20 protein-coding genes are annotated in these 25,194 nt (G+C 71.3%); 10 read left to right on the top strand and 10 right to left on the bottom strand.

Annotated elements, in window-relative coordinates:
* Window positions 1-10: 10 nt before the first annotated feature.
* Together OG782_RS05580 and OG782_RS05575 are read right to left on the bottom strand one after the other, a co-directional pair.
* Window positions 11-1,531, bottom strand: coding sequence for a peptidoglycan DD-metalloendopeptidase family protein (locus OG782_RS05580; RefSeq protein ID WP_406448279.1), 1,521 nt, complete (start codon window positions 1,529-1,531; stop codon window positions 11-13).
* Between the two features lie 14 nt (window positions 1,532-1,545).
* Window positions 1,546-2,535, bottom strand: coding sequence for an alpha/beta hydrolase-fold protein (locus OG782_RS05575; protein ID WP_406448278.1), 990 nt, complete (start codon window positions 2,533-2,535; stop codon window positions 1,546-1,548).
* Between the two features lie 834 nt (window positions 2,536-3,369).
* Here OG782_RS05575 and OG782_RS05570 point away from each other — a divergent pair.
* The gene (locus tag OG782_RS05570; protein WP_406448277.1) at window positions 3,370-3,522 is read left to right on the top strand and encodes an SCO1431 family membrane protein; all 153 of its coding nucleotides are present in this window, start codon (window positions 3,370-3,372) and stop codon (window positions 3,520-3,522) included.
* Window positions 3,523-3,591: 69 nt separating this feature from the next.
* On the opposite strand, the gene OG782_RS05565 is transcribed toward OG782_RS05570, so the two are convergent.
* Window positions 3,592-4,866 carry a glycoside hydrolase family 18 protein gene (locus OG782_RS05565; protein ID WP_406448276.1) on the bottom strand — a complete coding sequence of 425 codons (1,275 nt, stop codon included), beginning with the start codon at window positions 4,864-4,866 and terminating at the stop codon, window positions 3,592-3,594.
* A gap of 371 nt (window positions 4,867-5,237) precedes the next feature.
* On the opposite strand from OG782_RS05565, the gene OG782_RS05560 reads away from it, so the two are divergent.
* The gene (locus OG782_RS05560) at window positions 5,238-6,410 is read left to right on the top strand and encodes an acyl-CoA dehydrogenase family protein (RefSeq protein WP_406448275.1); all 1,173 of its coding nucleotides are present in this window, start codon (window positions 5,238-5,240) and stop codon (window positions 6,408-6,410) included.
* A gap of 452 nt (window positions 6,411-6,862) precedes the next feature.
* On the opposite strand, the gene OG782_RS05555 is transcribed toward OG782_RS05560, so the two are convergent.
* On the bottom strand, window positions 6,863-7,258 hold the full coding sequence (locus OG782_RS05555; RefSeq protein WP_406448274.1) for a hypothetical protein: 396 nt from the start codon (window positions 7,256-7,258) through the stop codon (window positions 6,863-6,865).
* Between the two features lie 203 nt (window positions 7,259-7,461).
* Here OG782_RS05555 and OG782_RS05550 point away from each other — a divergent pair, with 203 nt between their 5' ends.
* The 4 genes from OG782_RS05550 (at window position 7,462) to fxsA (ending at window position 11,529) form a co-directional block, all read left to right on the top strand.
* Entirely contained in the window at window positions 7,462-7,902 is a 441-nt protein-coding gene (locus tag OG782_RS05550) for an Lrp/AsnC family transcriptional regulator (RefSeq protein ID WP_406448273.1), read from the top strand.
* A 47-nt stretch (window positions 7,903-7,949) separates the two neighbouring features.
* Window positions 7,950-9,590 (top strand): amidohydrolase, encoded by a 1,641-nt coding sequence (locus OG782_RS05545; protein ID WP_406448272.1) that lies wholly within the window; start codon window positions 7,950-7,952, stop codon window positions 9,588-9,590.
* A gap of 527 nt (window positions 9,591-10,117) precedes the next feature.
* On the top strand, window positions 10,118-10,885 hold the full coding sequence (locus OG782_RS05540) for a polyprenol monophosphomannose synthase (RefSeq protein WP_406448271.1): 768 nt from the start codon (window positions 10,118-10,120) through the stop codon (window positions 10,883-10,885).
* Window positions 10,886-10,953: 68 nt separating this feature from the next.
* The gene (fxsA, locus tag OG782_RS05535) at window positions 10,954-11,529 is read left to right on the top strand and encodes an FxsA family membrane protein (protein WP_406448270.1); all 576 of its coding nucleotides are present in this window, start codon (window positions 10,954-10,956) and stop codon (window positions 11,527-11,529) included.
* Window positions 11,530-11,906: 377 nt separating this feature from the next.
* Here the strand turns inward: fxsA and OG782_RS05530 are convergent, their stop codons facing one another.
* From OG782_RS05530 to OG782_RS05515, 4 genes are all read right to left on the bottom strand, one after another.
* A complete protein-coding gene (locus tag OG782_RS05530) occupies window positions 11,907-12,281 on the bottom strand; it encodes an RNA polymerase-binding protein RbpA (RefSeq protein ID WP_007262928.1) in 375 nt (124 codons plus the stop codon).
* A 274-nt stretch (window positions 12,282-12,555) separates the two neighbouring features.
* Window positions 12,556-13,929: an MFS transporter gene (locus OG782_RS05525; RefSeq protein ID WP_406448269.1), complete on the bottom strand. Its 1,374-nt coding sequence runs from the start codon at window positions 13,927-13,929 to the stop codon at window positions 12,556-12,558.
* 45 nt (window positions 13,930-13,974) lie between these two features.
* Window positions 13,975-14,739, bottom strand: a complete 765-nt coding sequence (locus OG782_RS05520; protein WP_406448268.1) for a glycerophosphodiester phosphodiesterase — start codon at window positions 14,737-14,739, stop codon at window positions 13,975-13,977.
* Complete coding sequence (locus tag OG782_RS05515; protein WP_406448267.1) at window positions 14,736-15,398, bottom strand: YitT family protein; 663 nt, start codon at window positions 15,396-15,398, stop codon at window positions 14,736-14,738. The genes OG782_RS05520 and OG782_RS05515 overlap by 4 nt, the downstream gene beginning before the upstream one ends.
* 102 nt (window positions 15,399-15,500) lie before the next feature.
* Between OG782_RS05515 and OG782_RS05510 the strand changes: the two genes are divergently transcribed.
* The gene (locus OG782_RS05510; RefSeq protein ID WP_406448266.1) at window positions 15,501-17,000 is read left to right on the top strand and encodes a PLP-dependent aminotransferase family protein; all 1,500 of its coding nucleotides are present in this window, start codon (window positions 15,501-15,503) and stop codon (window positions 16,998-17,000) included.
* Window positions 17,001-17,068: 68 nt separating this feature from the next.
* Here OG782_RS05510 and OG782_RS05505 read toward each other — a convergent pair whose 3' ends face one another.
* Both OG782_RS05505 and OG782_RS05500 read right to left on the bottom strand, forming a co-directional pair.
* Window positions 17,069-18,661 (bottom strand): hypothetical protein, encoded by a 1,593-nt coding sequence (locus OG782_RS05505; protein ID WP_406448265.1) that lies wholly within the window; start codon window positions 18,659-18,661, stop codon window positions 17,069-17,071.
* A gap of 38 nt (window positions 18,662-18,699) precedes the next feature.
* Window positions 18,700-18,894: a hypothetical protein gene (locus tag OG782_RS05500; RefSeq protein WP_018103962.1), complete on the bottom strand. Its 195-nt coding sequence runs from the start codon at window positions 18,892-18,894 to the stop codon at window positions 18,700-18,702.
* Window positions 18,895-19,208: 314 nt separating this feature from the next.
* Here OG782_RS05500 and OG782_RS05495 point away from each other — a divergent pair, with 314 nt between their 5' ends.
* The 3 genes from OG782_RS05495 (at window position 19,209) to OG782_RS05485 (ending at window position 25,038) form a co-directional block, all read left to right on the top strand.
* The gene (locus OG782_RS05495; protein ID WP_406448264.1) at window positions 19,209-19,601 is read left to right on the top strand and encodes an ankyrin repeat domain-containing protein; all 393 of its coding nucleotides are present in this window, start codon (window positions 19,209-19,211) and stop codon (window positions 19,599-19,601) included.
* Window positions 19,602-19,819: 218 nt separating this feature from the next.
* Entirely contained in the window at window positions 19,820-21,241 is a 1,422-nt protein-coding gene (locus OG782_RS05490; protein WP_406448263.1) for a HEAT repeat domain-containing protein, read from the top strand.
* Between the two features lie 182 nt (window positions 21,242-21,423).
* On the top strand, window positions 21,424-25,038 hold the full coding sequence (locus OG782_RS05485; RefSeq protein ID WP_406448262.1) for a hydantoinase B/oxoprolinase family protein: 3,615 nt from the start codon (window positions 21,424-21,426) through the stop codon (window positions 25,036-25,038).
* The last annotated feature ends 156 nt before the right edge of the window (window positions 25,039-25,194 follow it).

Here is a 25,194-nt window from a genome sequence, read left to right as displayed (position 1 = left end):
AAATGCCGGGTCAGTTGACGGGTGGTCCGGCGGTGTTGTTGAGCCAGGACCAGTCGGACCATGTGGAGAATCCGGTCTGCCATCTGTGGTAGATGCCTGCGTGGCTTGTTCCGAATACTTCGATGCGGCCGTCGGCGTTGGTCGCGGTGGTGATTTCGGTGCCGGCTTCGCCGAAGTTCTCCCATGTTCCGTAGGGTGCGTTCACTCCGGTCTGCCAGATGTGTTGTGCGACGTTGTTGTTGATCGCGAATACTTCGACGCGGCCGTCGGGTGTCCGTTCGCTGGTGAGTTGGGAGTCGGCGGGGCCTCCTGTGCTTTCCCAGTCCGACCAGGTCGTCGGGTTTGTTTGGTATTTGTGGAAGACGCCTACGGGGCCGGATGCGAAGATTTCGAGTCGGCCGTCGGCGTTGTGGTCCACGGTGAGGTCGTGTCCGCCTTCGCCGAAGGTTTCCCAGGGTGACCAGCCGCCGTTGACCGCTGTCTGGTATTGGTGCTGGAATACGTCGCCGTTGAGTGCGAATGCTTCGAGTCGTCCGTCGGGTGATTTGCCCATTTCGACTCGGGCGTTGGCCGGTCCGCCGCCGGTCGGTTCCCATTCGCTCCAGCCGCCGCTGGGGGCGGTCTGGTATTTGTGGAAGAGGCCGACGGGGCCGGATGCGTAGACCTCGATCCTGCCGTCCGCGTTCACGCCGGCGGCGATGTCGTGTCCGCCTCCGCCGAATGTCTCCCAGCCGGACCAGTTGCCGGAGGGTGAGACCTGGTAGCGGTGCTGCAGTGTGTTGCCGTTGACGGCGAACATCTCCAGGCGCCCGTCCGCGTTCGGTGCGATGGCGAGTTCCGCGCCGCCGGGGCCGCCCAGCGGTTCCCATGCCGACCAGTCTCCGTTGGCACGGAGCTGCCACGCGTGATGCACGCCGTCCGCACCGGCCGCGAACGCCTCGAGCCGTCCGTCGGCCGACCGCGCCGACACCACCCGGCCCGACTCCGCCGGATACACCAACGGCGTGGGGCGCGGACCGCTGCCAGGGGTGCAGGGCAGCACCACGCCGCGCCCGGCGAGGTAGGGCTCGGGGTCGATACCGTACGAGGCGGACGGGTCCCCCCAGATCCGCAGATGCAGGTGGGGACCGGTCGAGTTGCCCTCGGAGCCCATCAGAGCGATCCGCTGACCGGCCGTGACGTGTTCGCCGGCGAACACGTCACGCTGGTACATGTGCCCGTACTCGGAGATCCGGCCGTCGGCGTGCTGGATGCGGATCCACTGACCGTAGCCGCTCGCGCTACCGGAGTTGATCACCTCGCCATCACTCACGGCGTAGATCGGCGTTCCGTAGTCGTTGGCGATGTCGACGCCGTTGTGGTCGCCGCCGTAGTGCTGGGACACGATGCCGGCAGCCGGGCACGCCGCGAGGTCGACGGCGTGGGCCGCCGTCGACGACGTCAGTACCAGTGCGGGTACCAGGGCCGCGGTCGCGGCGAGCAGGACGCGCAGCGCGCGTCCGGAGAGTAGTCGGGAGTGACTGAACAGCATGTCAGTTCCTCCCGTCACGCCTTGCGAAGGTGGGCGACGACGCCGTCGATGTCGGTCTGCAGCAAATCGGGCCGGATGACGTGGCCTCCTCCCACTTCCCGGCCGTCGAAGGGGATCCCCGCGTTCTGCAGCAGGCTCTTGAACTCCTGCTGGCCACGCAGCACATGACCCTCGTTGGCCACGTCGGCCCAGTTGATCGGGTCGGGACTGGTGCCGGCCACCAGGAAGATCCGCTTGTTCCGGTAGCTCTCGATGCGTTGCACCGGGTTGTCGGCGTTCACCCGGGCCTCGTCCCACAGCGGCACGCCGTAGATCGTGCCGCCGCCCAGGTCCACGGCCGCGGAGGAGAGGTTGGCCCAGTGGGCCACGATGCCGCCTTCCCGGCGGAGGCTGGCCGGGCCCGAGTGGGCGCTGACCGAGGCGAAGTGGCCGTAGTACTTGGCGGCGTACTTCAGCGCGCCGAAGCCGCCCATGGAGAACCCTGACACGGCACGGCCGTTGTACTCGGCGTAGGTACGGAAGTTCGCGTCGATCCACGGGATCAGCTGGGACATGTGGAAGGTTTCCCAGTTCCGCGGGCCGACGTTCGAGCTGACCGGGTTGGAGTACCAGCCCGTGTGGCCGCCGTCAGGCATGACCACGATGAGCGGCCTGCCCGCGGTCATCTCGCGGATGCCGTGCCGGTCGAACGTGATGAAGTCCTGGTCGAGACCGCCGCCGTGCAACAGGTAGAGAACGGGATAGCGGCGGCCGCTGGTGTGGTAGTCGTCGGGCAGCAGCACGTTGACAGCGGGATTCCAGCCGACCGCGCTCGTCTGGAACCGGTAGTACCACATCCGGCGGTCGTCCTCGTTGTGGTCCACGATGTGCAGGCCGAAACCGTCGCCGGCGGCCGCGGCCGGTGACGCCGCCGAGAGCATCCCTCCGGCACCCAGCGCCATCGCGGCAGTGAGCCCGCCGGCGGACTTGAGGAGGTTTCTGCGGGTGGGGTGCTGCGCGGTCAAGGTGACCTCCTGGTCGGAAGTTCGATGAGGGTGAAGTGGGGCCCTGTGAAGGGTGGTTCGGAGGGTAGCGAGGGGACGGCGGCCAAAGAATCCGGAACCTTACGGACTGACAGCCACCGTCGCTTACGGTAGGCGTGGAGCCGGCTCCGCCCGCCCGGTCCGTGCTGTCACGTCAACCACTGTGGATCCGGCCACAGCGACCGGTACGCCGCCGGTCGATGACGGTCCGGCTGGGAGACAGGGCCGTCCCGGCCTGGCCGACGGCCGTCTCCCCTCCTGCACGAAGTGGTCGAACGCCTCGCGCGGATCCTCGTGAAGTCCGGTCCTCGCGACCTGACCGCTGCTGTCGTGTACTCCTTCGGCCGAGGCCTGGCCGTTCCCGGCCGCGGCATCCGCGCGGCGGTTGGGCAGCACGGTGCTGTGCACCCGGCACCGGATCGGTACGAGCGCCTGAGGGATCGATTCGTCGTCCGTCTTACGCGCCTGTGACCTGCATGTTCGTGCAGGAGGTGTCGCGTGACAACCGGCACCCACCTGGCCGGGGAGGTGTCGCGTGACAACCGGCGCCCACCCGGCCGGGGTCGATCCGGCTCCGCGCCGAGCGTATCCACGCATACGGCAGTGTGGTCTCGGGCACAGGCGGCGTCGGCCGCCTGCGCTACGCCGTGCCCCCGACACCCGACCGGCGCCGGGCTCCGGCGTCCGTCGGCGTCCGCCGGCAGGGCGCGGCGCCCCGGGGCAGTGACGGAGGTCTCTACCCCTGGGGACCGTCCGGCTGGCACTGTGGTCGGGTCCTCGGGGGACACCGACTGCCGGCCGACCGAACGAGATGCCATGACCGCGACTGCCGCCGCAACCACCACCCCTGCCCGCCGCCGCGCGCGGACCGGCGGGCCCGGGGACCGTTCCAAGCTGTTGGAGAACCTCGCGGGCTGGACGCTCGTCGTCGTCATCGCCATGCTCGTCACCCAGCTCGGCCTCATGTGACCTTCCGCGGACGCGACGGAGGCGGGGAGCCCCGCCCGGCTCCCCGCCTCCGTCATACCCGCTGCGACGTCAGTTGATCGCCTTGATCAGCTCGCCGTCGGTGGTGTCACCGCTGAGCTCCCAGAAGAAGGTGCCGCCCAGGCCCTGCTGGTTCTTGTACGCCATCTTGGTGCCGATGGTGGCCGGGGTGTCGTAGCTCCACCAGTTGGTGCCGCAGTGCGCGTACGCCGTGCCGGCGACGGTGCCGGTCGTGGGGCAGCTGTTCTTGAGGACCTTGTAGTCCTCGATGCCCGCCTCGTACGTACCCGGGGCCGCGCCCGTCGCGGTGCCGCCCGGGGCGTCCTGCGTGACGCCGGTCCAGCCGCGGCCGTAGAAGCCGATGCCGAGCAGCATCTTGGAGGCGGGGACGCCCTGCGCCTTCAGTTTGTCGATGGCGGCCTCGCTGTTGAAGCCCTCCTTGGGGATCCCCGTGTAGGAGGTCAGCGGGGAGTGCGGGGCCGTCGGCCCCTTCGCGTCCCAGGCGCCGAAGAAGTCGTACGTCATCGGGTTGTACCAGTCGACGTACTTCGACGCGCCGCCGTAGTCGACGGCGTCGAGCTTGCCGCCCTCGGAGCCGTCCGCGCTGATCGCCGAGGTGACCAGGTTGCCGGTGCCGAACTTGGACCGGAGCGCCGACAGCAGGTTGCCGTAGGCGTCGCGGCCGCTGGTGTCACAGGTCAGACCGCAGGCGTTGGGGTACTCCCAGTCGATGTCGATGCCGTCGAAGACATCGGCCCAGCGCGGGTCCTCCACCAGGTTGTAGCAGGACTCGGCGAACGCGGCCGGGTTCTTGGCCGCCTCACCGAAGCCGCCCGACCAGGTCCAGCCGCCGAACGACCAGATCACCTTGAGGTCGGGGTGCAGTTTCTTCAGCTTGCGCAGCTGGTTGAAGTTGCCGCGCAGCTCCTGGTCCCAGGTGTCCGCGACACCGTCGACCGACTGGTCGGCGGTGTAGGCCTTCTCGTAGTCGGCGTAGGAGTCGCCGACCGTGCACTTGCCGCCCTGGACGTTGCCGAAGGCGTAGTTGATGTGCGTGAGCTTGTCGGCCGATCCCGAGGTCTCGATGTTCTTGACGTGGTAATTGCGCTGGTAGACACCCCAGTTGGTGAAGTATCCGACCACCTTGTCGCCGGCCGCTGTGGGGGCGGCGGGCGCTGCTGCCGGGGCGGCGGCCGGCTGGGCGGCGGGGGCCGCGCCGGCGGATCCGGTGCCCGCGACGCCCAGCAGGGCGGCGCCCAGGGCGGCGGTACACGCGGCAGCGGCGAGAGCCCGGAGCCGGGCTCCCGGGCGATGCAGTCCGGTCATGGTTGCTCCTCGTGGGGGAGGGGACTTGCCAGTGGACGACCGGCTTTCGGCGTTCAGTCTGAGTTGGCATGAACGCGGAAAGCCGGTTCGCTGGGAACCGTAGATGGACTAGACCAGTCGGGTCAATGGTTCGGACCAATTTCGATGATCGCGCCGTCCCCGCCGTGCGTGTTCTGTCAACCGGTGACGGATACCGTCCGATCGGGCATACTCGACCCGCCACAGCCGCCGGCCTGCATCTCTCGTAATCCGAGGGCAACATCGGCTGGACAGCTGTGTTTTCCGGGCATAGTCCGGAGATCCCCCGGCGGCGCCGCTCACACCCCGCGCGCGCGACCGCCGCAACGCCCGACAGGGAGGAGAGCGCCGTCATGTCCGACCGTGCCCCGCAATTGGTGGAACGCCGTCTGCCCACCGAGGAGTCCAGGCAGCTCATCGCGCTCGTCCGCGACATCGCCCAGCGGGAGATCGTGCCGCACGCGGCCGAGGAGGAGGACACGGGCCGCTTCCCGCGCGAAGTGTTCACCCTGCTCTCCGAGTCCGGCCTGCTCGGTCTGCCGTACGACTCCGCCCACGGCGGCGGCGACCAGCCGTACGAGGTCTACCTCCAGGTCCTGGAGGAACTGGCGGCCGCCCGGCTCACCGTCGGCCTCGGCGTCAGCGTCCACTCCCTCGCGTGCCACGCGGTCGCCGGGTACGGAACCAAGGACCAGCAGGCCGAACACCTCCCGGCGATGCTCGCGGGCGGTCTGCTGGGCGCCTACTGCCTCTCCGAGCCCGCCTCGGGATCCGACGCCGCCTCGCTGCGCACCAAGGCCGTACGGGACGGGGACGACTGGGTCATCACCGGTACCAAGGCCTGGATCACCCACGGCGGCATCGCCGACTTCTACACGGTCCTGGCCCGCACCGGTGTCGAGGGCGCCCGCGGCATCACCGCCTTCCTCGTCCCCGGCGACGCCGAGGGCCTGAGCGCCGCCGTCCCCGAGAGGAAGATGGGGATGAAGGGGTCGCCCACCGCCCAGCTGCACTTCGACGGCGTACGTGTCTCGGATGCGCGGCGGATCGGCGAGGAGGGCCAGGGCTTCGCGATCGCGCTGTCCGCGCTCGACTCGGGCCGGCTCGGCATCGCCGCCTGTGCCATCGGCGTGGCCCAGGCCGCGCTGAACGAGGCCGTCGACTACGCGACCGGGCGCAAGCAGTTCGGCCGCCCCATCGCGGACTTCCAGGGGCTGAGGTTCATGCTCGCCGACATGGCCACCCAGATCGAGGCGGGCCGGGCGCTCTACCTGGAGGCCGCCAGGCTGCGGGATGCCGGCAGCCCGTTCTCGCGGCAGGCGGCCATGGCCAAGCTGTTCTGCACGGACGCCGCGATGCGGGTCACGATCGACGCCGTCCAGGTGCTCGGCGGATACGGCTACACGCTGGACTTCCCCGTCGAGCGGCTCATGCGCGAGGCCAAGGTGCTGCAGATCGTCGAGGGCACCAATCAGATCCAGCGAATGGTCATCGCCCGCCACCTCGCGGGTCCTGAGACGCGCTGACCCGCAGCGGCCGGTCCGACCACACGGGCGTCGTCATGATCCGGTTCCACTCCTGGTCATGGCGGCCCGGCAGGGTCCTGCCGGTGCTCTCCCAGTGCCGCAGCAGCGCCCGGTAGAGGGGTGGATCGCTCGAGTGGGGCGCCGGGCGCGGCACCGCGCGGGACGGGTCGGGCTGCGGCGACGGTGCGGAACCACGTCGCGGAACCGATTCTTCGGAGGGCGGAGCGGCCAGCCGGCGGCGACCGGGGCCGGCCGTGGAGTGCAGCAGGGTCATGCCACGCCAACGCCGCGGGACAGGGCGGGGTCACTGCCCTGCCGATTCGAGCGATTGTTCGCCAGGTTCTCCCCGGAGGGCGAGGCGCCGGGCGGCCCCGCGAGCCCGGCATGATCCGGACGGGAGTCCCAAGCCCGCACCGCACCGGCCGGTGCGGGCTTGGGACTCCCGTGGAAGCTCAGGCGGCGTCGCGGCGCGGCTGGTCCGCAATCCGCAACGGGCGCGAGGCGCCGGCGTGGGAGAAGGGCTGCATCCTCCAGTCGAGCCCCTGAGGGAGCGTCAGCAGCAGGGCCGTCTCCTGCTCCTGGGCATCGGCCGTCTCGTCCGCGGGCCGCGCCTTCGAGGCGGCACGCCCCGTACCGGCGCACACCGTGAGCACGAACGGGTTCCACGGGGTCGGGCACAGCGCGTGCTCCGGCAGCACGTCCTCGTCCGCCAGGAGCGCGATGGGCTGCGCGCAGTCCGGGCAGATGACCCGGTACATCTCGAACGTGTCGTACGCGTCGGGAGCGGTGTCCTCGAAAGGATCAACGGGCTCCGGTTCGGTACGTCCGGTGAGCTTCAGGCTCTGCATGGGAAATTCCCCCCTCGGGTGGGCCGACAAGGCGCCGCGGCCTCGACCACAGCAAGCACTTCCCGTCGCGCATCGGCCGTAACCGCGAGGTGTCCGGCTACCGACCCGTAAACCTGTGGCATTCGTCACATGCCTGCCGCAGATGCCCTTCGCGAGCCCCCACGGCTGTGCCTGGAGGGACCCGGGGCCATAGATTGATCCATATGGAGGAGTTGGACCGTCAAATCGTGGAATTGCTCGTCAGGGACGGGCGGATGAGCTACACCGACCTGGGCAAGGCCACCGGCCTGTCCACCTCGGCCGTTCATCAGCGCGTCCGCAGGCTTGAGCAGCGCGGGGTGATCCGGGGCTATGCCGCGGTCGTCGACCCCGAGGCCGTCGGCCTGCCGCTGACCGCGTTCATCTCGGTGAAGCCCTTCGATCCGAGCGCCCCCGACGACATCGCGGAGCGGCTCTCGGGCGTCCCGGAGCTGGAGGCCTGCCACAGCGTGGCGGGTGACGAGAACTACATCCTCAAGGTGCGGGTCGCGACCCCGCTGGAGCTCGAGCACCTGCTGACGCGGATCCGTTCGCTCGCCGGCGTCTCCACCCGCACCACCGTCGTCCTCTCCACCCCGTACGAGGCGCGGCCGCCGCAGATCTGAGGGGGTCGCGCACGAGCCGGTCCCCGGCAGGCGGGAGACTGGTCCCCATGACCGAGAGCACCGCCCCCCAGAGCGAACACCGCACCGTGCTGCTGCGCGGTGGAGACGTCCACAGCCCCGCCGACCCCTTCGCCACCGCCATGGTGGTCGAACGGGGCCATGTCGCCTGGGTGGGCTCGGAAGGGGCCGCCGACGCCTTCGCGAGCGGCGTCGACGAAGTGATCGACCTCGAGGGGGCCCTGGTCACTCCCGCGTTCACCGACGCCCATGTCCACACCACCGCCACCGGTCTGGCCCTCACCGGCCTCGACCTCTCCGGGGCCCGGAACCTCGGCGAGGCGCTCGCTCTCGTGGCGGCGTACGTGGCGGCGCACCCCGCCGACCGGGTGGTTCTCGGGCACGGCTGGGACGCCGCACGCTGGCCGGAGCAGCGCCCGCCCTCGCGCGCCGAGCTCGACGAGGCGGCGGCGGGCCGGCCGGTCTATCTGCCCCGGATCGACGTGCATTCGGCGGTCGTCACGACCGCGCTGCTCGACCTCGTGCCGGGGATCGCCTCGATGAGCGGATACCGGCCGGAGGAGCCGCTGACCGGCGCCGCCCACCACGCGGTGCGCGCGGCCGCCCACGGCGCCGTCTCGCCGCGGCAGCGGGCCGGCGCCCAGCGCGCCGCGCTGGCCCGCGCCGCGTCGCTCGGGATCGGCACGGTCCATGAGTGCGGCGGGCCGGACATCTCCGACGAGGAGGACTTCACCTCGCTGCTGGAACTGGCGGCCGGCGGGCCGGGGCCGCGGGTCTTCGGCTACTGGGCCGAACAGGTCGGCGACGAGAAGGACGCCCTGCGCATCCGGGAGCTCGGTGCGGTGGGTGCGGCGGGGGACCTGTTCGTCGACGGCTCGCTCGGCTCGCACACCGCCTGCCTCCACGAGCCGTACGCCGACGCACCGCACGCCGGCGCCGCCCATCTGGACGCCGCGCAGATCGCCGCCCATGTCGCCGCCTGCACCGAGGCCGGACTCCAGGCAGGCTTCCACGCCATCGGCGACGCGGCGCTCACCGCCGTCGTCGACGGCATCAGGACCGCGGCCGAGAAGGTCGGCCTCGGCCGGGTCCGGGCCGCCAGGCACCGCATCGAGCATGCGGAGATGCTCACGCCCGAAACCGTCGCCGCCTTTGCCGAACTAGGCCTCACCGCCTCCGTCCAGCCCGCTTTCGACGCCGCCTGGGGCGGCGAGGAGGGCATGTACGCCCAGCGGCTGGGCGCCGGGCGGGCCGGGACTCTCAATCCGTACGCGGCGCTCCTGCGGGCCGGTGTGCCCCTCGCCTTCGGCTCCGACAGCCCGGTGACCCCGCTGGACCCGTGGGGGACCGTGCGGGCCGCCGCCTTCCACCGGACGCTCGAGCACCGGATCTCCGTACGGGCGGGGTTCACCGCCCACACAAGGGGCGGCTGGCGGGCCGTGGGCCGTGACGACGCGGGGACCCTCGTGCCCGGTGCCCCGGCCGACTACGCGGTCTGGCGCACCGATGACCTGGTGGTCCAGGCCCCGGACGACCGGGTCGCCCGCTGGTCGACGGACCCCAGGTCGGGGACGCCCGGACTGCCCGACCTCAGCCCTGGGGCCGAACTCCCGGTCTGTCTGCGCACGGTCGTCCTCGGACAAACTGTCTACGTACGGCCGAACGAGTGACGTACGGACATTTCGTACCGCCGATCGAAGGGGCCCTCGCTCTCCCGCGACCTGGGGATCTTCGGTACTGACCAGGCAAGTTCAGTAAACGATGCAGGTCAGGCAAGTATTGACAGAATGCGCCCACCGGCCGGTAGGTTCGGCCGAGTCCACCACAGGACGTCCGACCGGTTAAACCTCCACGCAGTCGTCGAACGCCGCTGGGTCATGGGGTGGTGTGCCGCACCGGCGCACCACCACTGACAGCCAGGTTCAGCGCCCGCGCCTCGGGGGCGAGGGAAGGTTTCAGCCGGACGGAGGGTGCGACCCGGGTGGGGCCCGGACGTTCAGTAGACAACGGCTCTAGGTCGACCCGCAGCCGGCGGGTCCCAGGTCGGCCCGAAGGACGCCGGGCCCCGATCCGCAGTTCTGTCCGCACTTCGGCACTTCTGTCCTCCGCCGCTTCCCCCACTGCCCGACCGGGTCGGCCTGAGGCCCCTCCGCGCTCGATATGGTGTGCATCTGCGTACGGACGTGAGGGGCAGTAAGTGAACGACGGCGGTCAGAGGCGATACGGCCCGCTCGGCAGAGCCTTGGTGATCATTCCGACCTACAACGAGGCCGAGAACATCAAGCCGATCGTCAGCCGGGTGCGCGCCGCCGTGCCGGAGGCCGACATCCTCGTCGCCGACGACAACAGCCCCGACGGCACCGGCAAGATCGCCGACGAGCTGGCGGCTGCCGACGACCGGATCCACGTGCTCCACCGCAAGGGCAAGGAAGGGCTCGGCGCGGCCTACCTCGCCGGCTTCCGGTGGGGCATGGACCACGACTACGGGGTCCTCGTCGAGATGGACGCCGACGGCTCCCACCAGCCCGAGGAACTGCCCCGGCTGCTCACCGCCCTCAAGGGGGCCGACCTGGTGCTCGGCTCCCGCTGGGTGCCCGGCGGGCGGGTGGTCAACTGGCCCAAGTCCCGCGAGATGATCTCCCGCGGCGGCAGCACGTACTCCCGGCTCATGCTCGGGCTGCGGACGCGGGACGTCACCGGCGGCTACCGCGCCTTCCGCACCGAGACCCTGAAGGGCATCGGCCTCGACGAGGTCGCCTCCCAGGGGTACTGCTTCCAGGTCGATCTGGCCCGCCGCGCGATCGAGGCCGGATATCACGTCGTCGAGGTCCCGATCACCTTCGTCGACCGGGAGATCGGTGACTCCAAGATGAGCCGGGACATCCTCGTCGAGGCGCTCTGGCGCGTGACGGCCTGGGGTGTCACCAGCCGCACGAACCGGGTGCTCGGCCGCCGGACGCCCTGACGCGACCGGGGCCCGCCGTCCCTCACCCCCTTACCGCGTCCGGACGCGCGCCCAGGCACACTGGGGGCATGACGACCGGCACACCGCCCCCGACCGCCCGCAGGCGCTCCCGCGCCCGGACCTTCGTACCTCTCGCCATCGCCGCCTGGGCGGTGCTGGAGATCTGGCTGCTCACCGTGGTGGCGGACGTCGCGGGCGGGTTCACCGTCCTGCTGCTCCTGGCCGCCGGGGTCGTCCTGGGGGCAGTGGTGATGAAGCGGGCCGGCCGCCGCGCCTTCCGCAATCTCACCGAGACGCTCCAGCAGACGCCCGGGCAGCCGGGCGCCGGCGGCTCCCCGCCCGCGCCTTCGGGCACCAGGGGCAACGGCTTCCTGATGCTCGGCGGGCTGCTGATCATGATCCCGGGGATGATCTCGGACGTGGCCGGACTGCTGCTCCTCATTCCGCCGGTCCGCTCGGCGCTCAGCAGGTACGCGGAGCGCTCGCTGGAACGGCGGATGCGCGCGGCGGCCCCCGGAGGCCTCTCGGACGCCTTTCAGCAGGCCCGTATGCACCGCCCGGACGGAAAGGTCGTCCAGGGTGAGGTCATCCGCGACGAGCCCTCCCACCCGGACGACAACCCGCGCCCGCCGCTGACGAAGTAACCACGCCCGGCGACCGCCCCCGGCGTCTCAACCGCCGAGCCCGGCCAATACAAACCCGAGCCCGGCAACCTCAAGCCCGAGCCCGGCCAAATCGAGCCCGAGCCCCGTGTCTCAACCGCCGAGCCCGGCCAATACAAGCCCGAGCCCGGCAAAATCAAGCCCGTCCGGCGATTGAGGACATCTCTGACCGCGGCCGAAAGCGACCGAGCCGAACGGCGACCGAGCCGAACACCACCCGGCCGGGCCCAGGCCCAAGAGGGCAGCCCGCACCGCAACCCCCGCAGCCGGCCGCCAAGGCCAACGCACAGAGCCGCGGGCCGCGACACACACAATGTGTGTCGCGGCCCGCGGCTCTGTCTCGGTGCGGTGCTACGCGGTCAAGCAGACTTCCTGCTGTCCCGCGGATGCACGGCGATATTCATGGCGCCGGAGCGCAGAACCGCCAGCCTCTCGGCCAGCACCTCTTCCAGCTCCTCGCGTGTGCGCCGCTCCATGAGCATGTCCCAGTGCGTGCGCGCAGGCTTGCCCTTCTTCTCCTCGGGGCCATCCCCGTCCACCAGGAGTGCCATGGCGCCACACGCCTTGCACTCCCACTCCGGCGGAATTTCCGCCTCTACCGAGAACGGCATCTCAAATCGATGTCCGTTCTGGCATGCGTACTCCACCGCCTGGCGCGGGGCCAGATCGATGCCGCGGTCCGTCTCGTAGCTGGTAACCACGAGTCGCGTGCCGCGGAGAGCTCGCTCACTCATGAATCGTGCCTCCCGGGCTTGTCGCCCACAGGACAGGTGTCGCTGTCGTCGTCATCCGGTCAACGTCCGGTCGGCGGCAAAGATTCCCGTTGCCGGTCATGCGTCGCCCGTCGTGCCGCTGCATTTTCAGGTTTCCCTGGGTTCAAGTACCCGCCAACGCCCGGTTTGTCACATCTGGCAGAAGTTGTCACCCAACGGTTTGGAATCTTCCACTCGCAGTAACGGTCCTCCGGGCAGGCCAAAGGCGTACACTACCGGCCTTTCACTTCAACGTCTAAATCCGTTCGGGAACGGGATTGCCGGCCGCCGCCACAGCCTGCCGGACCGGCACCCTCGCGAGCAGTACCGAACCGACCACGAAGAAGATCACCAACGAGATGATGGCATCCCGATAACTGCCGGTCAGCTGGTACGCGAGACCGAACACCAGTGGCCCCAGCCAGCTCAGTCCGCGGTCGCTCATCTCGTACGCGGAGAAGTACTCGGCCTCCTTGCCGCGCGGCACCAGATGAGAGAAGAGCGAGCGCGACAGCGCCTGGCTGCCGCCGAGGACCAGCCCGATCGCCGCGGCCAGCGCGTAGAAGAACGCCGGCGCGTCGGCGGGCAGGAAGTATCCGGCGATCAGGATCAGCGTCCAGACGACCAGGGACACGAGGATCGTGCGCTTCGCGCCGTACACCCGGGCGAGCCGCCCCATCCCCAGCGCCCCGGCGACCGCCAGCACCTGGACCAGCAGCACCGCGGTGATCAGCGTCGTCTGATCGAGGCCCAGTTCCTCGGAGCCGTACACGGACGCCTGGGAGATCACGGTCTGCACGCCGTCGTTGTAGACGAGGTAGGCAAGGAGGAAGGACAGCGTCAGCGGATGGCGGCGCATGTCGCGCAGCGTCGCCCTCAGCTGCCGCCAGCCGGAGCCGACCGCGCCGTCCCCGCCCGGCGCCGCCTTCCGGTCGCGCAGCCGGCGCAGCGGTATGACGGTGAACGCGCCCCACCACACCCCGGCCGAGGCCAGACAGATCCGTACGGCGTCCGACTCGGACAGGCCGAAGGAGTCGTGGCCGGTGTACAGGATCAGGTTGAGGACGAGTACCAGTGCCCCCGATGTGTAGCCGAAGGCCCAGCCACGCGACGAGACCGCGTCGCGTTCGTCGGGCTCCGAGATCTGCGGCAGATAGGAGTTGTAGAGCACCATCGACACCGATATCGCCGCGTTCGCCACGATGAGCAGGAAGGCGCCGAGCAGATAGCGGTGGCCGTCCAGGAAGAACATCCCGGCCGTCGCGGTGGCGCCCGTGTACGCGGCGGCGGCGAGGAGGGGCTTCTTGCGGCCCGAACGGTCGGCGGCGGCGCCCACGACGGGCATCACGATCACCGCGACGATGACGGACACCGAGACCGCGTACGCGAACAGCGAACCGGCGCGGACCGGGATGCCGAGCGGGTGGACGAAGCCGTCGGCGTCGGCGGCGGCCTTGGCCACCGATGTCAGATAGGGCCCGAGGAACACCGTGAGGACGCTCGTCGAATAGACGGAGCAGGCGAAGTCGTAGAAGTACCAGCCGCGCTGCTCCCGCCGGCGGTCCTCCGGGCCGTCGGGCCCGGCCGGACTGTGCGTCGGATCAGCGGTGTCCGCGGTCTCGGCGCTCATTGCGCTCCCCTTGTCTCTCCCCGTGGAGACGTGACCGGGCCGGCGTCAGGCCCAGGCCCCCCGCTCGCTCAGCACCGTGCGCAGCGTCTCGATGTGATCGGTCATGATGCCATCCACACCGAGGTCGAGGAGGGCTCTCATGCGCTCCGGCTCATTCACCGTCCAGACGTGCACCTGGAGCCCCCGTGCGTGCGCCTCGCGGACGAAGCGCCGGTCGACGACCCGGATGCCGCCCTGGCTCTCCGGGACCTGTGCGCACACCGCGCCCGCGCGCAGCGCCGCCGGGAGGCCGTACGAGCGCAGCCGCAGGCCCACGACGCCGCGCACGCCGTAGGAGGTCGCGAGCCGTGGGCCGGCCAGCCGGTGCGCGCGGGCGACCCGCGCCTCGGAGAACGAGCCGACGCACACCCGGTCCCAGGCGTCCGTTCTGCGGATCAGTTCCACGAGCGGCGCCAAGGCCGGCCCCGCCTTGATGTCCACGTTCCAGCGGGCCCGGGGGAACGCCTCCAGCAACTCCTCGAAGAGCGGAAGCGGCTCACGGCCGGCCACCCTGGCCCGCCGTATCTCGCTCCACGGCAGCTCCGCTATCCGGCCCCGGGAGTCCGTCACCCGGTCCAGCGTGGCGTCGTGGAAGGCCACCAGCCGCCCGTCCGCCGAGGCGTGCACATCGGTCTCGAAGTAGCGGTACCCGGCGTCGGCGGCCCGGCGGAAAGCCGCTTCCGTGTTCTCGATCCCGTCCGCGGCCCCGCCGCGGTGGGCGAACGCGAGCGGGGCGGGGTGGTCCAGATAGGGGTGGCGTACGGAAGTCACTGCGGCAGTATGGCCTGCCCGGATGTCCGGCCGGCGACGGTGGTGCCACCGTTGTCCGTGATCTCGAAGAAGCGCAGGAAGAACTGGGCGAGCGGGCCGATGGCCAGGGCGTAGAGGACGGTGCCCACGCCCAGCGAGCCGCCGAGCAGGAAGCCGGTGGCCACGACCGCCACCTCGATCGCGGTGCGCACGAGCCGGATGGAACGGCCGGTCCGCCGGTGCAGCCCGGTCATCAGCCCGTCGCGCGGCCCGGGGCCGAACCGGGCGGCGATGTAGAGCCCCGTCGCGATGCCGTTGAGCACGATCCCGGCCGCCATCACCGTGGCCCGGGCGGCGAGCCCGTGCACCTCGGGGACGAGCGCGAGAGTGCCGTCCATCGCGAGACCGACGGCGAAGACATTGGAGACCGTGCCCAGGCCCGGCCGCTGCCGGAGCGGGATCCACAGCACCAGGACGATCGCGCCGATGATGATGGAGACGACCCCGATGCTGATCCCGGTGCGCTCCGCGAGCCCCTGGTGCAGCACACCCCAGGGCTCCAGCCCCAGGCCGGCGGCGACCAGCAGCGCCGAACTGGCCCCGTACAGCGCCAGACCCGCGTACAGCTGGATCAGCCGACGGGTGAGGTGCGCCCCGCGCGGGGCGGCGGTGACGGACAAGAGGTGCCCCCTGGTGTGGTGGTGTTGGACTGCTCCATGTCACTCTGTGGCAGGGGATTGGTTGCCAACTATGGCCAATCCGAGGAAGGTGGACTGATTCTCATGGCGCAGTGGACTTCAGCGGTAGGGGCGGCCCAGCTCGCCCGGCAGCTCCACGCACAGCAGCCCAGGCCCGCGGGCCCGGGCAGCCGCAGGCCGCCCGCCTACCGCGCGCTCGCCGACGGTGTCCGCCTGCTCGTCCTCGAGGGCCGGGTCCCGGTCGCCGCCCGGCTCCCCGCCGAACGCGAGCTGGCACTCGCCCTCTCCGTCAGCCGTACGACGGTCGCCGCCGCCTACGAGGCGCTGCGCGCCGAGGGGTTCCTGGAGTCCCGGCGCGGGGCCGGGAGCTGGACGGCCGTGCCCGCCGGCAACCCGCTGCCCGCCCGCGGCCTGGAACCGCTGCCGCCCGAGGCGCTCGGATCGATGATCGACCTGGGCTGCGCCTCGCTGCCCGCCCCCGAACCATGGCTGACCCGGGCCGTCCAGGGCGCCCTGGAGGAGCTGGCCCCGTACGCGCACACCCATGGGGACTACCCGGCGGGGCTGCCCGCCCTGCGGCAGATGATCGCCGACCGGTACACCGCCGACGGCATCCCGACGATGCCCGAGCAGATCATGGTCACCACCGGGGCGATGGGTGCGATCGACGCGATCTGCCACCTCTTCGCCGGGCGCGGCGAACGGATCGCGGTGGAGTCCCCGAGCTACGCCAACATCCTCCAGCTGATGCGGGAGGCGGGCGCCCGCCTCGTCCCGGTGGCGATGGAGGAGGGGCTCGGCGGCTGGGACATGAACCGGTGGCGCCAGGTGCTGCGGGACGCGGCCCCCCGGCTCGCCTATGTCGTCGCGGACTTCCACAACCCCACCGGCGCGCTGGCCGACGAGGACCGCCGCCGCGCGCTGGTGGAAGCCGCCCGCTCCGCCGGCACGGTCCTGGTCGTCGACGAGACGATGCACGAGCTGTACCTCGACGACGAGGTGCGGATGCCGCGCCGGGTCTGCGCGTTCGATCCGGCGGGCAGCACCGTCCTCACCGTCGGATCGGCCAGCAAGGCCTTCTGGGCCGGCATGCGCATCGGCTGGGTGCGCGCCGCGCCGGACGTGATCCGCAGCCTGGTGGCCGCCCGCGCCTACGCCGACATGGGCACCCCGGTCCTGGAGCAGCTGGCCGTCAACTGGCTGATGCGTTCCGGCGGCTGGGAGCAGGCCGTGCAGATCCGCCGGGAACAGGCCCGGGACAACCGGGACGCGCTCGTCGCGGCCGTGCGCCGGGAGCTGCCGGACTGGGAGTTCGCCGTGCCGCGCGGCGGGCTGACCCTCTGGGTGCGCACCGGCGGCCTCTCCGGATCGCGGCTGGCGGTGGCCGGGGAGCGGGTCGGGGTGCGGGTGCCGTCGGGACCCAGGTTCGGTGTCGACGGGGCCTTCGAAGGCTATGTACGGCTGCCGTTCACGGTCGGCGGGCCGGTGGCGGACGAGGCGGCCCTGCGGCTCGCGGCCGCCGCCCGGCTGGTCGGTTCGGGGGCCGGCGCCGGGGCGGAGGCACCGCGGACCTTCGTGGCCTGAGCAGCTGACGCAGTACGGGCAGGAGCCCGCGGATCAACGGATCCACGGGCTCTTCCTGCCGTTCCCGGTCAGTCGCTGAGGGCCAGCCCCTCGACGGCCACCGACGCGGTGACGGTGTCCGCCATCACCGGGTCGGGCACGCTCGCCTCGATGGCGGTGCGCCGCTCGGGCAGCAGGCCGAGCACCGCCTGCCGCTGCGCCTCGCTGGTCGCGTCGTCGTACGGATCGGGGGTGGCCGGTACCTGGATGCGCAGCACCTGGCCGGTGCCGAGCCGCGCGTACCCGCGGCCGGGCGGGACGTCCGGGGGCGGGGTCGTGTGCGGCTGCGCACCGAGCACGGACTCGATCTGGCCGGGGGAGCAGTGGCCGAGCACCACCCGGGCCCTGGTGTGCGTCCGTACGGTCTCGCTCAGGCCGTCCAGGCCGTCGAACTGCTCGGTCATCACCACGGTGACGTTGGCGGCCCTGCCGTGCCGCAGCGGGACCTGGAGCAGCTCCTGCGGATCGGGTCCGCCGTCGGCGGCGGCCAGGTGGCCGAGCACGCTCGGCCGGTCCAGCAGGATCCAGAGCGGCCGCCTGGTGTCCTCGGGGACGGCGTGACCGGACTGCCGGGCCCGGTTGGCCTCGATCAGACGGCGCTCCGTCTCGCTGGCCGCCCATTCCAGGGTGCCCAGCGCCCCGGCCAGGCCGCACTCGACGGCCAGCACACCCTCGCGCCCCGTGAAGCAGGCGTACTCGCCGGTGCCGCTGCCCTCGATGATCAGGACGTCGCCCTGGTGGAGGGCCTGAAGGGCGATGGAACGCATCAGTGCGGTGGTGCCGCTGCCGGGCAGTCCTGCGATGAGCAGATGCGGTTCGGTGGAGCGGGCGCCGGTGCGCCATACGACGCCGGGGGCGTCCCGGGTCTCGTCGCCGTCGCTCACCGGAACGGTGCGCTGCACCGCGTCGTCGTCGGTGAACCCGAGGACGGTCTCGCCGGGCGCGGTGACGAAGCGCTGGGCGGTGATCGAGGTGGGCAGGGCGTCCAGCACGTTCATGACGAGCCGGTTGCCCTCCTCGTCCCAGCTGAAGTGGTACTCCCGGCCGCGGCCCGACTTCGCGTGCAGCAGCTGTTCGATCCGTGTGCGGGAAGCGGCCTCGCTGTCGGTGAAGTACGCGGGATACGTGACGTGGAGCCGCGAGACACGGCCGTCGCCGTCGAACTCGTATCCGCTGAAGACCTTGTCCCAGTCGCCGCCGTGGGTGAACAGCGGACTGGGGTCGTCGGCCATGGAGAAGTAGGGCACGAGCGCGTCGTACAGGGCCTGGAGGCGCGCGGTCTCCGCCTCGTCGGGCCCCGTTCTGACGGGCGTGCGCTCGCGTCCCTTCCATGCGGCTGCGCCCATCACCATGACGAGGGCCAGCAACGGCCCGTACGGGATGAGCGCGACCACGAGCACGCAGGCCGCGACGAGGAACAGCGTGGGACCACGCCGGTCCTTGGGCGTCGCGGCCCACTTCTGCCGTCCTGCACCGGCCAGCAGCCGCAGACCACGAGTGATCGTGATCAGCGGATGGAGTACGTCGGTGGCGCTGTCGGCGGCCGTGCGCGCGAACTCGCGACTGCGAGTGATCGAAGCGCTGCCGCTGCTCAGAATGCGGGGGAGTGGTCGCCGGGCCACGTCTGTCTCCTGGAGGGGGTGGGAGCGGGAGCGGAGGGTCAGAACTTGATCCCGCCCAAGAGGCCGGCGAGGCTCGCTCCGCCCGCGGTGATGCTCGGTGCGATGGCGGTGCCGGCCAGGTAGAAGCCGAACAGGGCGGTGACGAGGGCGTGCGACGCCTTGAGGCCGTCCTTCCTGAAGAACAGGAAGACGATGATGCCGAGGATGACGACGCCTGACATGGAAAGAATCATGAGTGGTTCTCCTGGTTGGGGGGACAGTCACCATGAGTCCTTCCAGGCTCACCCGAAGTATCTATAGGATAAAAGGTGCAATTGGGTGAAAAGTCTGGTTTTTCACTGGACTGGCGGACAAGTAAGCGCAGTCCGGAGGGATTTCCGGAGCGCTGTCCCTCCCCGTCGTCACTCGACGTGATCCTTTGCCAAGGGTGGGCCGGGTCATGTGTGCCCCCGGGCAGTACCCTGTCGATTCACTCGTACGGCCCCCACCGCGTACCTCCCGGCTGGCCGGCGGCGGCGCGAACGGTTAATGGAAGGCGGTTCCCCCGATGAGCGAAACCCCTGATCCCGAGGTGGTGGAGCTGGCTGCCAAGGTCTTCGACCTGGCGCGGCGCGGTGACGCCGAGACGCTCGCGGCCTACGTCGACGCCGGCGTCCCCGCGAACCTCACGAACGACCGGGGCGACTCGCTGCTGATGCTCGCGGCCTATCACGGGCACGCCCCCGCGGTCACGGCACTGGTCGGCCGTGGCGCCGACCCGGACCGGGCCAACGACCGGGGGCAGACGCCCCTTGCCGGAGCGGTCTTCAAGGGCGAGGACGCCGTGATCAGGGCCCTGCTCGGAGCGGGGGCCGATCCGGCGGCCGGAACACCCTCCGCACTGGACACCGCACGCATGTTCGGCAAGGCCGACCTGCTGGAACTCTTCGGCGCCCGCTGAACGGGTTCGCCGTAAATGTGGTCGCGGTGGCGAAATGGCTGGGTCATCATGACGTCGCAGGCCCGATCCGGGCCACCGACGAGAGGTAGAGGAAGATGGTCTGCACCAGGCAGAAGACGGCGGTCGGCCGATCATGTTGCTGCGCGGCCTAGTGCCTACCCGGCACGTGGAACTGCACAGTCCCGGTTGCGTCGACAGCTTGATGTGAGGCTATCCCCATGTTCGATCCGTTCATAGCGCCGAGCGGCACCCTGCTCGGCCTGCTGCAGAGGGGCCGCGGCGACGGCACGCTCCACGCACTGGCCGCACCGCGGCCCGAGGCCCTGGCGGCTCTCAACCACTGCGTTCTGAGTGATCCGCGCCACGACTGGCAGGTGGAGAACCGCTCCCTGTACTACGCACGCCTGTACCTCGACCTCGACGGCGGCATCGAGGAGATCGAGCGGCACCTGTGTGACCCCGACGACCACCTCGACACGGACGACTCACGGACCGGGCTGGCCCTGGCGGTCCTCGGCCATCTCGCCTCGTACGGACGGGACGACGCCCTGACCCTGCTGCGGCGCTACGCCGCGACCGGTTCCAACTGGGCCTGGGCACTGGACGAGCTCGCTCTGCGTGACGACGACGCCGGGCTCCGCTCCCTCGCCGTGCCCGTGCTGGCCCGGTTCCCGGACGACGCCGAGGGGCGGGCCGAGCTCGCCGCCACCGTGCGGGACGCCTTCGAGCCCCGCCCCTGGCGGCTCTGGGCCGACGATCCTCGCGAAGCGGTCGGCGCCCGGGTCAGGGCCGCCTCGGAACAGGGCTCGTTCGACCGCTGGCAGCGCCAGATGCGGCCGGGCGGCCCCCGGCCCGGCTGGAGCGTCCAGGCCGTCTTCGACTGGGCCCAGGACGGCATCGACCGCGGCAGCGCCCTCCACGTCCCCGCTGCCCGCTGCCTGTCGGCGGTGGCGGGACCCGAGGACCGGTCCGTGATCGTCGAGGCCGCCCGCAGCGGTCCGGAAGGCGCCCGCTGCGCCGCGCTGCACTATCTCGCGGCCGAGGTCAGGGACCCGGCCGTGCTGGACCTGATCGAGACGGCGGCCGCCGACGCCTCGCACACCGTCGCCGACGCGGCCGTCGCCGCCTTCGAGCGGATGTGCGGCGAAGCGGCCGTGGACCGGGCCCGCCGCTGGGCCCGCCGGCCCGACGCGCTCGGCGCCAGCGCGGCCGGTGTGCTGGCCGGCCGCGGCGGCGCACAGGACACCGAGCTGGTCCTCGGCGCCCTGCGCGACGCCGTACGCGGCGACGGGCCCGACGCGCCACGTCTGTGGACCCTGGTCGACGGCACCGGGCGGCTGGGCATCGCCTGCGCGGCTCCCGTGCTGCGCCACGTCTACCGGGAGACGTCCTCCTCCCACCTGCGCGGCAGGGCCGCCCGGGCCCTCGCTGCAACCGATCCGTCCTTCGCCACCGGGTTCGCCGTCGAATGCCTGTGGGACTGCGAGGAGACGACGCGGGAGGTCGCGGCACTCCACGCCGAGACGGGCGACATCAGGGTGGCCGAGCGCCTGCGCCGGCTGGCCGCCGACCCGGCCGAGGAGGCCGAGGTGCAGTCGGCCGTACGCAGCAGGATCGGCCCGGACGCACCGGCGCTCTGACCGCGAGGCACGCCCCGCCGCAGGGCGGCCGCACCACAGGAGAACCGCAGGAACGCAGCGCGTCGGGGGCGCGCCGCGTCACGCCGCCCGTCACCGGGCCGGGCCCCTGCCGCGCCTTGTGAGGGACGATCCTTGATCGTGCCCTGTTCCCCGTTCCCCGGACCGCACGCCAGTATGGGGACATGACCGGGCGCTGGGAGTTCTGGATCGACCGTGGCGGCACCTTCACCGATGTGGTGGGCAGGCGCCCCGACGGACAGCTCGTGACCCGCAAGCTGCTCTCGCACGATCCGGACCGCTATCCGGATGCCGCCGTGGCCGGAATCCGGCTGCTGCTGGGGATCGGACCGGACGAACCCGTTCCAGCCGACCGGGTCGCCGCAGTGAAGATGGGCACCACCGTCGCCACCAACGCCCTGCTGGAGCGGCGCGGCGAGCCGACCGTCCTGGTCATCACCGAAGGGTTCCGGGACGCCCTGCGCATCGCGTACCAGAACCGCCCCCGTCTCTTCGACCGGCGCATCCTGCTCCCCGAAGCCGTCTACGAGCGGGTCATCGAGGTCTCCGAGCGGATCGACGCCCACGGGCGGACCGTCACCCCCCTGGACACCGACGCGGTGGCCGGGCAGCTGCGGGCCGCGCGGGCCGACGGGCTGAGCAGCGCCGCCGTCGTCCTGATGCACGGCTACCGTCACCCGGACCACGAGAAGGCCGTCGCCGCCGAAGCCCGGACGGCGGGATTCACCCAGATCAGCTGCTCCCACGAGGTCAGCCCGCTGATCAAGCTGGTGCCGCGCGGCGACACCACGGTCGTCGACGCCTACCTCTCGCCGATCCTGCGCCGGTACGTCGACTCGGTCGCCGCCGAGCTCGAGGGCATCCGGCTGCAGTTCATGCAGTCCAACGGCGGCCTGCGCGAGGCCGCCCACTTCCGCGGCAAGGACGCGGTGCTCTCGGGACCCGCCGGCGGGGTCGTCGGCATGGCCCGTACCTCCGCGCAGGCCGGCCACGACCGCGTCATCGGCTTCGACATGGGCGGTACGTCCACCGACGTCTCGCACTACGCGGGCGAGTTCGAACGCGAACCGGGCACCGAGGTCGCCGGTGTGCGAATGCGCGCCCCCATGATGAACATCCACACCGTCGCGGCGGGCGGCGGCTCGGTCCTGCACTTCGACGGGCGGCGCTACCGCGTCGGACCCGACTCGGCGGGAGCGGTGCCGGGCCCGGCCTGCTACCGCCGAGGCGGGCCGCTGACCGTCACCGACGCCCAGGTGATGCTCGGCCGGATCCGGCCCGCCCACTTCCCCGCCGTCTTCGGGCCCGACGGCGACCAGCCCCTCGACGCGGACCTCGTAAGAAGACGCTTCGAGGCACTTGCCGACGAGGTCGCACGCGCCACCGGAACCCGGCGGACAGCGGCCGAGACCGCCGCCGGATTCCTGGAGATCGCCGTGCTCAACATGGCGAACGCGGTCAAGAAGATCTCCGTGCAGCGCGGGCACGACATCACCCGGTACGCCCTCACCGGCTTCGGAGGCGCAGGCGGCCAGCACGTCTGCGCCGTCGCCGACGCCCTCGGCATCGACACGGTTCTCGTACCGCCGCTGGCCGGAGTGCTCTCCGCGTACGGCATCGGTCTCGCCGACGCCACCGCGATGCGCGAGCGGTCCGTCGAGGCCCCGCTCGACACCGCGGCCCACGCCCGGCTGCAGGACCTGTGCGGTGAACTGTCCGCCCGTACCCGGGCCGAACTGCGCGCCGACGCAATCCCCGACAGCGCGATCACCACGCGGGCCAGGGTGCTCCTTCGGTACGAGGGAACCGACGCGAGCCTCTCCGTCGACCTGGACACCGCGGCCGCCATGACCGAGGCGTTCACGAGCGAGCACCGCGCGCGCTACGGCTTCACGATGGACCGGCCCCTGGTCGTCGAGGCGGCCTCCGCCGAGGCCACCGGAACCTCGGGGGAGCACGGCACGCTCGTGCCGCCCGCGCGGGAGCCGGGCGGCGCCACCGCACCGCGGCCCCACGACACCGCGAGGATGTTCACGGACGGGCGGTGGCAGGACGCCCCGCTCCACCGCAGAGCGGATCTGCGGCCCGCCGACACCGTGACCGGCCCCGCCGTCATCGCGGAGGCCGACGCCACCACCGTCGTCGACGCGGGCTGGCAGGCCGTCCTCGGCGCCACCGGCCACCTGATCCTGACCCGGGCCCGCCCGCGCCCCGCCCGGCAGGCCATCGGCACCCAGGTCGACCCGGTGATGCTGGAGGTCTTCAACAACCTCTTCATGTCGATCGCCGAGCAGATGGGCGTACGTCTGGAGAACACGGCCCACTCCGTCAACATCAAGGAGCGGCTCGACTTCTCCTGCGCGCTCTTCGACGCGGAAGGCAACCTGATCGCCAACGCACCGCACATCCCGGTGCACCTGGGCTCCATGGGCGAGTCCATCAAGGAGGTGCTGCGCCGCAACGACGGCTCCATGCGCCCCGGGGACGTGTACGCCATCAACGATCCCTACCACGGCGGCACCCACCTGCCCGATGTGACCGTCGTGACACCGGTGTTCGACGAGGCGGGCGATGCTCCCGCACTGAGATTCCTGGTGGCCTCGCGCGGCCACCACGCGGAGATCGGCGGCATCACCCCGGGCTCCATGCCGGCCTTCAGCCGCACCATCGACGAGGAGGGGGTGCTCTTCGACAACTGGCTCCTCGTGCGGGACGGCACCTTCCGCGAGGCCGAGACCCGCGAGCTGCTCACCACCGCCGCGTACCCCTCCCGCGACCCGGACACCAATCTCGCCGACCTGCGCGCCCAGACCGCCGCCAACGAGAAGGGCATCGCCGAACTGCGGCACATGGTCGAGCAGTTCGGGTCCGATGCCGTGGACGCGTACATGGGCCACGTGCAGGACAACGCCGAGGAGTCCGTGCGCCGCATCGTCGCGGAACTGCACGACGGCACCTGCCGCTACGAGACCGACAACGGCGCCGTGATCGAGGTGACCCTGACGGTGGACCGGGACGCCCGCAGCGCGGTGGTCGACTTCGCCGGCACCTCACCGCAGCAACCGGGGAACTTCAACGCGCCGAAGTCGGTGGTCATGGCCGCCGTGCTGTACGTGTTCCGGACCCTGGTGGACGACGACATCCCGCTCAACAGCGGCTGCCTCACCCCACTGGAGATCAGGGTCCCGGAGGGATCCATGCTGGCGCCCGCCCATCCAGCGGCCACGGTCGCGGGCAACGTGGAGACCTCGCAGGCCGTCACGGGAGCGCTGTACGCGGCCCTGGGCATCCAGGCCGAGGGATCCGGCACCATGAACAACCTCACCTTCGGCAACGACCGCGTCCAGTACTACGAGACCGTGGCGAGCGGATCGGGCGCGGGCGAGGACTTCGACGGAACCGACGCCGTACAGACCCATATGACCAACTCACGGCTCACCGACCCCGAGATCCTCGAATGGCGATACCCGGTGCTGCTGGAGAGCTTCCGGGTACGGGAGGGGAGCGGAGGCACCGGCCGCCGGCACGGCGGCTGCGGGGTGGAGCGCCGGATCCGCTTCCTCGAACCGGTCACGGTGGCCCTGCTCACCGGGCACCGCCGGGTCCCTCCGTACGGCATGGCGGGCGGCGGCCCCGGCGCCCTGGGCAGCCAGCACATCGAGCGCGCCGACGGCAGCCGGACCGACCTGAAGGGCTGCGACACCGCCGGGCTGGAGGCCGGGGACGTACTCGTCCTGCGCACACCGGGCGGCGGGGGATACGGGACCCCGGACCGCTGACCGGGCGCTTCGGGGAGCGGCCGCCTCGGCGATGCCTCGGGGCGGCCACGGCGGCCCTTCGGGGACGCCTCCGGGACCGCGCGGCGGGGCATGACCGACTCCGGGGCAAGCAGGCGCTTCTGCGCCGTTTCGACCGTTGTCGGTGCGAGGACCTAA

Origin of the sequence: Streptomyces sp. NBC_00876 (genome assembly GCF_045207435.1) — a bacterium.
In the GTDB taxonomy this organism is placed as follows: Bacteria; Actinomycetota; Actinomycetes; order Streptomycetales; family Streptomycetaceae; genus Streptomyces.
This window is presented reverse-complemented; position numbering and strand designations above follow the sequence as displayed.